9 protein-coding genes and 1 pseudogene are annotated in these 12,854 nt (G+C 68.1%); 6 read left to right on the top strand and 4 right to left on the bottom strand.

Annotation, left to right across the window (positions count from 1 at the left end; all coding sequences use genetic code 11):
• Positions 1 to 117: 117 nt before the first annotated feature.
• Both AB0E07_RS25320 and AB0E07_RS25325 read right to left on the bottom strand, forming a co-directional pair.
• Positions 118 to 876: a dienelactone hydrolase family protein gene (locus AB0E07_RS25320; protein WP_362256431.1), complete on the bottom strand. Its 759-nt coding sequence runs from the start codon at positions 874 to 876 to the stop codon at positions 118 to 120.
• Between the two features lie 133 nt (positions 877 to 1,009).
• Positions 1,010 to 2,026 carry an LLM class flavin-dependent oxidoreductase gene (locus AB0E07_RS25325; RefSeq protein ID WP_362256433.1) on the bottom strand — a complete coding sequence of 339 codons (1,017 nt, stop codon included), beginning with the start codon at positions 2,024 to 2,026 and terminating at the stop codon, positions 1,010 to 1,012.
• A gap of 697 nt (positions 2,027 to 2,723) precedes the next feature.
• Between AB0E07_RS25325 and AB0E07_RS25330 the strand changes: the two genes are divergently transcribed.
• The 6 genes and pseudogenes from AB0E07_RS25330 to AB0E07_RS25355 form a co-directional block, all read left to right on the top strand.
• On the top strand, positions 2,724 to 5,069 hold the full coding sequence (locus tag AB0E07_RS25330) for a CoA transferase (protein ID WP_362256436.1): 2,346 nt from the start codon (positions 2,724 to 2,726) through the stop codon (positions 5,067 to 5,069).
• A gap of 168 nt (positions 5,070 to 5,237) precedes the next feature.
• Entirely contained in the window at positions 5,238 to 6,083 is an 846-nt protein-coding gene (locus tag AB0E07_RS25335) for an alpha/beta hydrolase (RefSeq protein ID WP_362256439.1), read from the top strand.
• A 947-nt stretch (positions 6,084 to 7,030) separates the two neighbouring features.
• Positions 7,031 to 7,897 (top strand): IclR family transcriptional regulator, encoded by an 867-nt coding sequence (locus tag AB0E07_RS25340; protein WP_362256442.1) that lies wholly within the window; start codon positions 7,031 to 7,033, stop codon positions 7,895 to 7,897.
• Positions 7,898 to 8,312: 415 nt separating this feature from the next.
• Entirely contained in the window at positions 8,313 to 9,839 is a 1,527-nt protein-coding gene (locus tag AB0E07_RS25345) for an MDR family MFS transporter (RefSeq protein ID WP_362256445.1), read from the top strand.
• 250 nt (positions 9,840 to 10,089) lie between these two features.
• Positions 10,090 to 10,919 (top strand): IS5 family transposase gene (locus AB0E07_RS25350; protein WP_362256740.1). Its coding sequence is split into 2 segments (ribosomal slippage): positions 10,090 to 10,420 and positions 10,420 to 10,919, totalling 831 coding nucleotides; the frame shifts between segments, so codons are not numbered across the junction.
• A 23-nt stretch (positions 10,920 to 10,942) separates the two neighbouring features.
• Positions 10,943 to 11,191: pseudogene (locus tag AB0E07_RS25355) on the top strand (MerR family transcriptional regulator); the annotation flags it as partial.
• Positions 11,192 to 11,352: 161 nt separating this feature from the next.
• Here AB0E07_RS25355 and AB0E07_RS25360 read toward each other — a convergent pair.
• Positions 11,353 to 11,967: a TetR family transcriptional regulator gene (locus AB0E07_RS25360; protein ID WP_362256448.1), complete on the bottom strand. Its 615-nt coding sequence runs from the start codon at positions 11,965 to 11,967 to the stop codon at positions 11,353 to 11,355.
• A 54-nt stretch (positions 11,968 to 12,021) separates the two neighbouring features.
• Positions 12,022 to 12,618, bottom strand: a complete 597-nt coding sequence (locus AB0E07_RS25365) for a TetR/AcrR family transcriptional regulator (RefSeq protein WP_362256451.1) — start codon at positions 12,616 to 12,618, stop codon at positions 12,022 to 12,024.
• Positions 12,619 to 12,854: the final 236 nt, after the last annotated feature.

The raw sequence follows: 12,854 nt of genomic DNA on the forward strand, positions 1-12,854 counted from the left end.
CTCCCCAAGGGCGGGCCGAAGGCTCGCTGACCTCCCGAGACGACACGACACGGAGGGGGGGGCCCGCTTTTCACCCGGGCCCCCCCCCGGGGGGGGGGCGGGGCCCCGGCGGCTCGGTCACACGGTCGCGGCGTCCCTGAGGCGCCGGCCGAAAAGAGCGAGCATCTGCGCCCAGGACGCAGCGGCGCCCGCCGGGTCGTGGGCAGGCGTTCCCGGCCACAGGAAGCCGTGCCCGCCCTTGGCGTGAATCTCCACCGTCGCCCGCCGGCCGAGCTTCTCCAACTCGTCGATCAGCGGCCGCTGGTCGGGCAGGGGGACGACGGCGTCGACGCCGCCGAAGGCCGCGTACACGTCGCCCCGGATCTCCTTGACCCGCAGGTGCGGGGAGTCGGGGGCGTCCGCAACGGTGAAGGCCGGGTGCAGCATGGCACCGGCCGTGAAGACCTCGCCGTGTTCGGCCATGGCGTGGATCACGGTGCGGGCCGTGTGGCAGAAGCCGAGGCACCCGACCGCGCCGGCAGCCGCTGCCGGGTGGTCCGCGAGGGCTTCCAGCAAAGTGACGGAATCCGCGACCATCCGCGAGGGCGTCGCGTTGCCAATGGCTGCCTCCATCCGGGCCCGCTCAGGGCTGTCCGGGTCTCTCATCCGTGACAGGTCGAACCTGATCTCCTCGCCGTCGCGGTGGTAGAGGTCCGGTACCGCAACGCAGTAGCCGTCAGCGGCAATGCGGCGCGCCGTGTCATAGATGGATTCCCGCAGGCCCGGTCCATCGTGGTAGCAGAGGACCACGGGGTGCGGGCCGTCGGCGTCGGGGCTCAGGACGCGCGCCGACATGGGACCGTCAGCTGTATCGACCACCATGCGGTGCTCATTCATGACATCTCCTGGTGGGTGAGTTGAGTCTGCGGCGACCGACGGCCTGCACGGCGCGGTTCACGTCCCGGCCGTGCAGGCCGTCAGCCGACTCCAGGGCCACAACAGCCCTTTGACGAGAGTGCGTTCAGGAGCCTCAGCCGAGCTCGGCGGCGCGCAGGCGCGGGATCACCCGGGTCCCGAAGAGTTCGTGAGAGCGGGTCAGATCGGCCCAGCTGAAGGAGGCGAAGTCAGCCCAGGCGAAGACCGTGCCGATGCCGGCCTCCTGGCACTGCCCGATCAGCTTGTCGGCGACCGTCTCCGGTGAACCGATCACATAGTCCTCGGGGTTGTGGACCAGGGCGGCGGCACGTGGGTCGGCGACCTCCATGCGGCTGCTGGTGCTACGCAGCAGCAAGGGCATCAGGTTCTGCGCGGCATCGAACTTCTCCTGCGCCTGTGCGTCCGTCTCCGCGACGAAGACCCTGCGGCGCAGGCCGAGCATGGACGGGTCGGTGGAGTGCCCGACGCCTTCGGCCGCCTCTCGGTAGCTGCGCGCCAGGTTGGCCGCGTACTCGGTCGGGACCCAGCCCATGAGGAGTTTCCAGCCACGCTGCGCGGTCCTGGCCGCTGACTCCGGTGACATGGCTGTCACCCACACCGGCTCCTGGCCCGGTGACGGATCCCAGCGCGGCACTATGCCGAGGTTGTCGACGTTGTGGAACTCGTCGTGCAGCGTGACGGGCTTGCCCGTGAGGGCACGCTCCAGCAGGGCGACACCACTCTCGTAGCGAGGCCGGGCCTCCTCGGCCGGGTAGCCTGCCAGTATCGCCTCGGTGGGGCCCGAGCCGGGCGCGACTCCGGGCTCGAAGCGCCCCTTCGACAGGTAGCGGAGCATCGCGATCTCAGCGGCGTACCGCCAGCCATGGTGCAGCATCAGCACGCTCCCCGCCGTGGAGAGGCGCAGGCTCCTGGTCCTGGCGGCGAGGGCGGCGATCGCCAGATGCGGCGAGGGGACCATGGAGTTGTTCATGAAGTGGTGCTCGGCGAAGGTCACTCCGTCGAACCCCCACTCCTCGGCCTTCGTGAGAATCTCCAGCCAGCGTTCGAACGCCTCCTCCATGGCGTCGGGTGTCAACTCCGCTTGCGACTCCACATACTTTTCCGGGGTCATGATGTAAAAGCCCCAGCTCTGAATCATCGCCTTCGCCTTCCTGGTGATGCAGGGAACGTCCGTACAGGGAATTCCGAACGGGAATATCTCAGCCAGAAAATGGGAGCGGGAAAGCACACTCTGACGGTGTTGTGGGCGCTGCTCGCCAGTGCGGCCGACGGCCGGCGGCACAGAACACGCCTCCCGCTGAACAGTTGTGCAGCGACACTAGCCAGGCCGGGCCAGAAGTCAAGAGGTCACACAGCAACCCGCATCGCCAGACCCCTGCCGCACCCGATTCCGCACCGAGGCGGCACGCACGCGACCAGTCGCGGCAACGGCCGCACCCGTCAGATGTCTTGACGACTCCTGGAGCGCTACCTAAGGTGCCACTGCACATGTGTTCAGCGGCCGAGGCACGGGCAATTCCGCAACGGACCCTTCTCCTGCAACGCGGGCTTGCTCGCACACGCCTTCACCTACCGACCGGCGGGGCCGGACGCCGGGTGAGCCCTGCCCCTCCTTGCCACGCCCATATCAGCGGCGTTTCACAAGACCAGTCAGATCCATCAGATCCTTTTGCCGAGAGTCAGCCACCAATACGAGCGGCACAGCCACGACAGGCTCACTTCCCTCGCCCTTCTCTCGGCCAAGGAAAACTCCGCGCCGCATCGAATCCGAAACGGCCGGAACGCAAGTCACTACGGAGGTAGCGTTCGTGAGCGAGATCAACGCCGGCGCCCTGCAGGGCGTGCGAGTGATCGACTTCGGCCAGTACATCGCGGGCCCCATGGTCGCCCAACTGCTCGCCGACCACGGTGCGGACGTGATCCGCGTCGACCCGCCGGGCGGGCCCCGCTGGCAGCACGAGAGCAACGCGCTTCTGCAGCGCGGCAAGCGCAGCATCATGCTTGACCTCAAGACCTCGGCCGACGCTCAACTCGCCCGACGGCTCGTCGACTCGGCCGACGTGGTCATCGAGAACTTCCGCCCCGGCGTGATGGACCGGCTCGGAGTCGGGTCCGCCGACGCCCTTGAGCGCAACCCCGGCCTGATCTACTGCTCGATCCCGGGTTTCGCCTCGGACGACGCCCGCGCGGGTGTCTACGCGGACGAGGCCGTGGTGGCTGCAACAGCCGGCCTCTATCCGCCTCAGGACGGAAACTGGGACCACCCGCCGGTCGTCAACACGCTCCCGCTGGCGTCCGTCTCCGCGGCCTTGGTCGCGGCGAACGCCATCGCCGCGGCACTGATCGCCCGAGAGCGCGGCAGTGGAGGCCAGCGCATCGAGGTCCCCCTCTACGCCGCCGCCTTCGAACTGACGCGCACCTTCATCGACCGGACCCCGGGCAGGGCGCATCGTCCGCTCGGCACCTTCGGCGGCAGCCACGCGTACCCGATCGCCCGCGCATACGAGTGCGCGGACGGCCGCTGGGTGCGGGTCACCTGGCTCGAAGGACGCCAGATCGGCGACTTCGCGCGGCTGATTGGCAAGTACGACGACTGGCAGGCTCGCGGATTCCTCGACGCCGGCGTCGAGCGGGTCGTCTCCGACGCCGCACTCGTCGAGGAGATGACGACGGAGATCGAGGCAGCCTTCAAAACCCGGACCGCCGAATCCTGGGAGAAGGAAGTCGGCCTCATCGCCGACCTGGCGATGGTCCGCTCAAAGCGTGAATGGCTGCTCTACGACGAGCAGGCGAGGGCGATCGGGGCAACGGTCGACCTCGTCGACCCGGAACTGGGCGTGACCAGGCAGGCAGGAAGCCCCGTCGACCTGTCCCTGACCCCGGCCGCACCCCGGCCACGCCGCCCGCTGGACGCGGATCGCGCCGGCATCCTCTCGGAACTGGACCGTCTGCCGGCGAAACCGGCCGTTGTCTCAGCCGAGCCTGTCGACCTCACCTCCGCACTGCAAGGCTTCCGTGCGATCGACATGACCGTACTGCTCGCAGGCCCCAACACCTGCCGCATCCTGGCCGAATACGGCGCCGAGGTCATCCATGTCGGCAACCCGAACTTCCACGGAATGAACGGGTTCCACTACGAGACCCACGGCGGCAAGCGCACCGTCCTGCTCGACCTGAAGAAGCCCGGAGCACTGGACATCTTCCACGCCCTGGCCAAGGACGCCGATGTCGTCGCCACGAACTTCTCACAGGCGGTCGGCGAGCGGCTGGGGGTCGGCGAGGACGCCGTCCGCGCGATCAACCCGAGCATCGTCTATTCCCGGCTCTCCGCCCACGGTGTGGTCGGACCACGTGCGGAGTTCCGCGGGCACGAGGAAATCGGCCAGGCGGTCACCGGCGCGCTCATGCACTTCAGCAAGACACTCGCCGGGAACATGCAGTTCTTCCTCCTCAACGACAACGGCACGGGCCAGATCGCCGCCTTCGGCATCCTGGCGGCCCTGTTCCACCGCATACGCACCGGCGAAGGTCAGTTCGTCGGTAGTTCCCTGGCCCAGACCAGCGTGGCGTGGATGACCCCGTACATGGTCGACCACCGCACCCGCGACTGGGACAGCGATCCAGGCGGTCTCGACTTTCGTGGCTACGGCCCGCTCAACCGGCTCTACCAGGGCAGCGACGGGCGCTGGCTCTACCTCGCGGTCAACCGGTCGACGGATGCCGCGGTCCTGTCCTCCGTCACCGGGCTCGAAGGGGTCCACAAAGTGGAGGCCGAAACGCTCCAGGCCGAACTGGCCGCGCGCTTCGCTCAGAAGCCCGCCAACTGGTGGGTCACCGAACTCAACCGGGTCTCGCCGGGCGTCGGTGCCGGCCCGGTCACCCCCATCGAGGAAGTGGTCGTCGACGACTGGGCCCTCGCCCACGACCTCATCCAGCAGCGGGAGTTCCCGGGAGCAGGCAGTGGCACGCTCGTCGGTCCCGTCCCCTACCTCTCCCGCACGCAACCGAAGATCGGCTTCCCTGTGGGACGTCCGGGCACCGACACCCGGACCGTGCTCGAAGAACTCGGCTTCCGCGACCGCATCGACGACCTGCTCACCCAAGGCGCAGTCAGAGAGCCGGCCACCGAGGCGCCTCCGGCTGCACAGGCATAACGTCACCCTCTGCCCGCGTACGCCCGGCACGTGGCGTGAGGGCGTATGGCCGAATGATCGTCCGTGCGCCCTCACTTCCTTATCCGGCCCGCCCGCCACTTCGGGCGCCGCCCGGTTCCAGCCCATGCCAACCACATTGCCCACGGCACTCAACGTCAAGGAACCACAATGTCGCGACCGCTGCCCACGCAATCCCACCACCACACCACAGCTGTCGGCTACACACAGCAGCTCGATGTGTTCCGCCCCACCGGGACGCACCGCCGCGGCGCCGTCCTGGTCTTCCACGGCGGAGGCTGGCGAACAGGGGCGCCGCGGGACGTGCACGACCGCGCGGCCGCACTCGCCGGTCTCGGATTCACTGCGATAGCACCCAGCTACCGGCTGCTCCACGAGGCGCCATGGCCCGCCCCGGTCGAGGACCTGCGCGCCGCCCTTGGGTGGGTGCGCGCCCATGCCGAGGAACTGGACATCGAACCGATGCACATAGCCGTACAGGGGCATTCAGCCGGAGGCCATCTCGCCCTCCTGAGCGGAACCCTCGACACCTCGGAGCGGCCCGCCGCGATCGTCGCCTACTACGCGCCGATCGGCTTTCACCCTGTGCCCGCACCAGCGACCGGCACCTTGCGCAAGGAAGACCTCATCCTGGACGAGGCCGGACGCATGCCGAGTTGGATGATTTTCCCTTCAGGGGACGCATCCGCTCAGGCGCTCGAGGATGCCAGCCCCCTCGCTCGGCTCACCGCCGACTTCCCGCCCACAGCACTCCTGCACGGGACCTCCGACAACGGCTTGCACCAGCGATCCAGCGTTCTGCTCAATTCCCGGCTGTCCGAGCTGGGGGTACCCAGCAGCCTGCACGTCTACGCGGGCCGCAACCACGAGTTCGACCGTGCTCCCACGATGCTGGCTGCGACCAGCCGTGACGTCGCCCTCTTCCTCGACTGCTACATGACCGACCGCAAACGCATCCAGGCTGAGGCGGAGCAGTACCCGTTCCCGGCCAAGTAGCACGCGCCCAACGCTGTTCGGGCCACGCTCGCGGGGCGGGCAGGTAAGGACACGCGGTGGCCCCGGGGACCGAGCCCCGGGACCACCGAGCGGGCTGTTCCGCCCTCGACCGCACCCCGTCCGCTGCGTCACCGCGCACGGGTCTCAGCAACGCGTCAGGCATCGGCGTCCTCGGAGAGCGATCCGTTAGGACCGGGACGCAGCGCAAGCCACGCTTCCAGGTCTGCAATGCCACGACGGGCGTATCCGCGGGTGTTCACGGGGCGCCGAGCCGCATCCACCGTCTCGACCGGAATCGGGGGCACGCCCACGTAGGGGGTGCCGGCAGCCATCAGAAATCGCAAGAGGCCGCTCAGAGCACGCCGGAGAATCTTCCTCACGCCCATCCACCAATCAGTCGGCAGCATCAGGGGATCAGCCCCAGCGCATCCGCTGCACAGGCCCACAGGTCCGACAGAGGGAACCTTGGTTCGTGCCCTTGCACTGCGTCCGGACCGCCGACAGCTTCGCGCCCGACAGCGAAGCCTAGAAACGAGCCTCCTCTCCCTCCAACAGATCGTCCCGGTTTCCGGGACAGCAACTCAGGCCGCACCACCAACAGCTTCGCCTCGGCAGAGAGCGGCGGCCGAGAACGCCGTAACGAACCCGCGCCGGCCGCCGGCACAGCCCCACCGCAGCTGTGACGCCTGACGCTGGCATTCCCTGGACCGTGCACAAACTATTGACGCCCTTGAAACGCGGGCCTAACTTTGCCGAAGGTCCTCAATCTGGTCCATTGGTCCACATAGAAGACCGGCTCCGAGAGCACCGCCCCCTGAGGGCGATACCCCGCTCCCGCCCGGACCGACCCACCCCCAGGCCGGCCAGAACCCCCGCCGACCTGGCGCCGTGAGGCGCGCGGGCCCACCGGGCCGTCACGCACCACCGAGACCAAGGAGCACGGCTCCATGACCGACCTGGCCAAAGCCACCGCCATCCTCAACGTGCTGGCCGACGGCAGACGGCCACTGACCTTGACCGAGCTGACCTTCCGCACGAACCTTCCGCGCTCGACGGTCCACCGCGTCATACGCAGCCTCGAAGAACAGTTCCTCGTCGTGCACGCCTCCGACTGTCCCGGCTACGCCCTCGGACCAGGCGCCCTGAAGTTCGGACTCAACGGTCACCTGATGCTTGTCACCGCGAACCGCCCGCTCGCCGTGTCCCTCTCGCACGAACTGCGCGAACACGTCGGCCTGGCGGTCTTCAGCGGTCGCGAAATGATCATGATCGACGAGGTCAGCCCGCCCGGTCGCCCCTTCGAACTCCACCACAGACTGGGACGCACCGCCGACCTGCACGCGACGGCGACAGGCAGAGTATTGGCGGCCCGCCTGAGCGACGACCAGATGTCGCGCCTTCTTCCCCATCCCCTCAAACGGTTCACAGGCAGGACCGTCGTCGACCCGGACCAACTCCTGGCCGACCACGCGAACGTACGCGCCTCCGGTGTGGCGATCTGCCTGGAGGAACACGACGCAGGAATCGGCGCCGCCGCAACCTGCATCCCCGGGGAGACAGGGGTGCTGCTCTCCATCGTCGTGGTGCTCCCGGTCGGCCGCTTGCTCGCCAAGCGTGAGTCGGTGATCGAAGCACTGCGCCGCATCAACCCTGCGGTAGACGCTATCCGCGCACTGCGGCAACTGGAAGCACGAGCCGCGCAATGCCGCACCGCCGAGCGGAAACCGGTCCAGTCCAGCCTCACGATCCACCAGCGCGAGACCACTGCCCGGCCGTCCCGAACCAAGCCCCAGGTGGCCCCCGCATCGCAGTAGGGACACCGCGGATCGGAGCGCCTCCCCCGCCCGCACGCCCCGGCCGACCGACGCGGAGCAGAAGTCAGGCAGCCGCTCGACAGAGATCCCGGAAGTCACTCGCTCCGCCTTGCCCCAGCAGCCTGGGCGGCTGCATGACCCGTGCCCGTCCGTACGGCCGGGACCCGGATTCCGGGGCCGAGCGGACGCCGCACGGCACGACTCTGTTCGGACAACGCGATCTCCGAGGCCGGGGCACGGCAAGTGTTGCGGCGACTTCGACGCCCACGGCGAGGGCCGTCACACCGCAATCCCCAAGATGAGGGCGGGCCAGAGGAAACCGCGCCCTGCCCATGACCCCGCAAGGATGCACTTGCGCATCTTATTGCGAAGCCCTAGGCTGCTTAAGATTCATCTTCGCATCTTAGGGGCGTCCGTGAGCACCAAATCCACCAGCCAAACCTCACCGCCGGCGGACTCCGAGGCGGTCGACCCGGCCGTGTGGCGCCTGGCCTTCACCGTCATCGCCGGGGCCATGGCCGTCGTCTTCGACACCACCATCCTCAGCGTCGCCCTGAACGACCTGGCCACCGACCTCCACGCATCGCTGAGCACCATCCAGTGGGTCAGCACCGCGTACCTCCTGGCCATGTTCGTCACGATCCCCCTGACCGGCTGGGCCCAGGCCCGCTTCGGCGGCAAACGCCTCTGGATCGTCTCGCTGAGCGTCTTCTTCCTCGGTTCCGTCCTGTGCGCGCTGGCCTGGAACGCCCCCAGCCTGATCGCCTTCCGCGTCGTCCAGGGCATCGGCGGCGGCATCATGATGCCGCTGATGACCACGCTGATCATGCAGGCCGCCAAGGGCCGCAACCTCGGCAAGGTCATGGCCACCATCACCCTGCCCACCGCCCTGGGCCCGATCCTCGGCCCGGTCCTGGGCGGCATCATCCTCGGCCTGGGCGACTGGCACTGGATCTTCCTGGTCAACATCCCCTTCTGCGCCCTCGGCCTCTACCTCGCCGTGCGCAACATGACCGACGACAAGCCCGCGCCTGACGCCCCCCGCCCCCGCCTCGACACCGTCGGCCTGCTGCTCCTCTCCCCCGGCGTCGCCGCCCTCATCTACGGCCTCTCCCAGATCGAGGGCGACTCCGGCCTCGCCTCCGCCCGCGTCCTCACCCCACTGACCGCCGGCCTCCTGCTCCTCGCCGCCTTCACCGCCTGGGCCTGGCCGCGCAGCGCCGACGCCGTCGTCGACCTCAAACTCTTCCGGCACCGCAACGTCACCGCCGCAAGCGTTCTCAGCTTCATCTCCGGCATCACCCTCTACGGGGCCATGCTCCTGCTCCCCCTGTACTTCCAGCAGGTCCAGGGACGTGACGCCCTCGCCGCCGGACTCCTCCTCATCCCCCAGGGCGTGGGCACCCTCATGTCACGCACCCTCGCCGGCAAGTACACCGACAGCATCGGACCGCGCTGGGTCGCCTTCGCCGGCTTCACCGTCGTCGCCCTGGGCACCGTCCCCTTCGCCTTCGTCACCGACTCCACCAGCAACATCCTCCTGATGGCCGTCCTCCTCGTGCGCGGCATCGGCATGGGCGCCGCCACCATCCCCCTCACCAGCGCCATCTACGTCGGCCTCAAGCCCGCCGAGGTCCCCCACGCCAGCGTCCTCCAACGGGTCGTCCAGCAGATCGGCGGCTCGGTCGGCACCGCCGCGCTCGCCGTCATCCTCCAGCACACCCTCACCGGCGCCCAGAACCCCACAGCGCTCGCCGACGGCTTCGGCACCGCCTTCTGGTGGGCCACCGCCTTCACCGCCATCGGCATCCCCATGACCCTCCTCCTCCCCGGCCGACAGAAGACCGCCGACAACCAGGACGAGAAGGCCGCCTCTTCCAGCACCGCCGCCGAGGCAAGTGCGGAAGAGATGATCGAGACAAGCAAGATCACACAGATCTGACACGCACCAAGAGCTCACGTCGGCGGAGCCACGGCCTGCACAAGCGCCCGTGGCTCCGCCGACCGAGTCTGCGAGCGATCAGACGAACCATCCCAGACGTGGAAGGGGCGCGGTCGGCTGCTGGTGGGCAAGGAGCGTGAGTCTCGAGGAGGGGGAGACGTAAAGGTGGAGGCATGGACGGTGACACGATCTACCCGATCGGCTAGGCCGTGTCTTCAAACGATCTTGAGTAGTGGATCATGGTTGGGTGATACGTCGCCATGAACTGTCCGATGCCGAGTGGGAGTTCGTCCAGCCGCTGCTGCCCGAGTCCTTGCGGGGGCGGAAGCGGGTGGACGACCGCACCGTGCTCAACGGGATCGTGTGGAAGTTTCGGACCGGCACCGCTTGGCGGGATGTGCCCGAGCGGTACGGCCCGTGGCACACGCTGCACACCCGCTTCCGCCGCTGGGCCCTGGACGGCACCTTCGAGCGGATGCTCCGTGTCGCCCAGGCACGGGCGGATGCGGCCGGGGACATCGACTGGCTCGTGTCGGTCGACTCCACGGTCGTACGGGCCCACCAGCACGCCGCCGGAGCCCGAAAAGGGGGCTCCGCAGCCCCGGCCTCGGACGCTCCCGAGGTGGCCTGACCAGCAAAATCCACCTGGCCTGCGACGCCTTTGGCCGCCCGCTCGCCTTCACGATCACGGGTGGGAACACCAACGACTGCACCCAGTTCACCGCCGTGATGGAGGAGATCCGGGTGCCCCGCATCGGTCCGGGACGGCCCCGCGTGCGGCCCGCCCACGTCCTGGGCGACAAGGGCTACAGCTCCAGGGCCATCCGGACTTGGCTGCGACGCCGGGGCATCAGCCACACCATCCCCGAGCGATCTGACCAGGTCCGCAACCGGCTCCGGCGTGGCAGCCAGGGCGGGCGCCCGCCGGTCTTCGACAAGCAGCTCTACAAGCGGCGCATCGTGGTGGAACGGTGCTTCAACCGCCTCAAGCAGTGGCGCGGCATCGCGACCCGCTACGACAAGACCGCCGAGTCCTACCGGGCAGCCGTCACCCTCGCATCGCTCCTGATGTGGGCGTGACATTTGAAGACAACTCCTAGCGCGCTCGACGGACCGGTCTCGCGGTCAGGACCATTCGGTTCTACTCCGATCGCGGAATCGTGGCGCCGACGTACCGCAGCCCGGCCGACTACCGCATCTACGGCATCGACGCCGTCGCACGCCTGAACCTTGTACGGACCCTGCGCGGGCTGGGACTGGACCTCCCCACGGTCCACGAGGTCGTGGACCGTGAGCTCTCGCCTCCCGAGGTCTCCGCGGCGCACGCCGAAGCGGCGGCCGTGCAGATCCGCGCCGGCGACGCGGTTCCGGCGGCGGTGGAAGCGACCGACCTCACTGCAACGGGCGGGATGCCCGAACCGGGCGCCCACCCATCATCCGTACGCAGCCCATCCCGCTGGCCTGCCACGCCCGTGTCGACAACCGGTACCGCGGCCTTCAGGCACCCGGCACCCTACTGTGCAGAGGCAGGACCCTCACCGTGAGCGAGCCGTGCGTCATACCCGGTCGGGTGCGCGGCAGCCAGCAGCTCGAGCCCGACAGTCAGCGCTGCGTCGTGGACGGCGGCGTGCTCCATGTCGGCGTCCCCGAAGGCGGCCGGCACACGGTGCACGACGGAAATTGCAGCGATACAACGAAGCCGATCAGAGAGCCCAGCTCCTGGGACCTCGAAAAGGGACCAGGCACGCGCCAGGACATCATCCAGTGCGGCACCGACCGCAAGATCACGTAGTGCGGCCTGGTTCTCCCGCAAAAAGCGTGTCAGCGGCGCCGACTGCTCCAGGACGCTCGCATAGCGACGCAAAGCCTCCTGTCGGCAACTCAGACCGGACGGCTGGGACTGCATCCAGTCGACAACGTCCTCGATCGACTCGATCCATTGGGCGCAGAGTTCGGCGACAATCTCCTCCTTCGCCTTGAAGTGATAGTAGATAGCCGCTTTGGTGATGCCCAGATGGTCAGCAATCTCCCGCAGGGATGTGCGCTCGTACCCGTGCTCGTTGAAGAGAGCGAGAGCCGCCCGTTTTATGTGGTCTCGAGTGCCGCCTCGGCCCTTTCCTGTGCGCATAACGGTGCCCTCCGGGATCTGGCGGCGGTTCGACAGCAGAACACACCCGAGTTCTCACTCAGCGGTCCTCGACGCCGATACGTCGAGCACGAGAGGGAGGAACAGTGTGTCGACGATCTCCTCCAGGACCGCGTCCGGGAGAGGATTGTTGGTGGTGAGCAGTTCGAGGCGAAGGAGGTCGAAAGGGAGAGTTTTCATGCGGTCAGTGATATGACCGGGGTCGACCTCGCCCCGCTCCACAGCACGGTCGAAGAGCATCTCCACACTGGAGCGGCGCCCGGCATAGAGATGATTTCGAAAGTCGGCCGCAGTGGTGCCGGTCTCCCGGAAGTAGGCCGCGAGTTGCATGCTCATCGCCGTCACAAAATGCGCGCGGGTGGCATTGATGTGTCGCAGCACGCCGAGGACGTCTCCGCGCAGGCTTCCCGTGTCGGGCGTCGGGATCGGGTGACGCTCGGCGGCGCGGGTGAGCGCTGCGATCATCAACTGCTCCTTGTCGGGCCACCGCCGGAAGATGACGGGCCGACTGGTCCCTGCGCGGGATGCGACTCCGTCCAGGGTGAACCTGCTGTAGCCGGCATCGAGAAGTTCATCCCATGCCGCATCGAGCAGGGCACCTTCCAATTCGGTACCGCGACGCCGCTCAGCCACAGCTACCTCTTTCCACTACTAGATGCATCAACGCATCCTAACGCAGAAGTTCAAGGTTTCCCCAAAAGTCGCCGCCCCTGGGGCCCCCGGCACCTCTCCAGCCTGCCCACGACCGGGCCGACCGTCACCCATCACGTGAGCACACATCCCCCGCCTGTGCCACACTGTGGTGCGCTGGTGCACGATACGGTTTGACCAGCGCCGACCGCCGGTGTGTGGGAGACGGTAACCGTCAG

Source organism: Streptomyces sp. NPDC048002 (assembly GCF_040653275.1).
In the GTDB taxonomy this organism is placed as follows: Bacteria; Actinomycetota; Actinomycetes; order Streptomycetales; family Streptomycetaceae; genus Streptomyces.

Bases quoted from the DNA above. Each gene is read 5' to 3' on its own strand.
- AB0E07_RS25360 (WP_362256448.1), bottom strand. From the start codon at position 11,967: ATGCGCACAGGAAAGGGCCGAGGCGGCACTCGAGACCACATAAAACGG.
- AB0E07_RS25335 (WP_362256439.1), top strand. From the start codon at position 5,238: ATGTCGCGACCGCTGCCCACGCAATCCCACCACCACACCACAGCTGTC.
- AB0E07_RS25340 (WP_362256442.1), top strand. From the start codon at position 7,031: ATGACCGACCTGGCCAAAGCCACCGCCATCCTCAACGTGCTGGCCGAC.
- AB0E07_RS25320 (WP_362256431.1), bottom strand. From the start codon at position 876: ATGAATGAGCACCGCATGGTGGTCGATACAGCTGACGGTCCCATGTCG.
- AB0E07_RS25325 (WP_362256433.1), bottom strand. From the start codon at position 2,026: ATGACCCCGGAAAAGTATGTGGAGTCGCAAGCGGAGTTGACACCCGAC.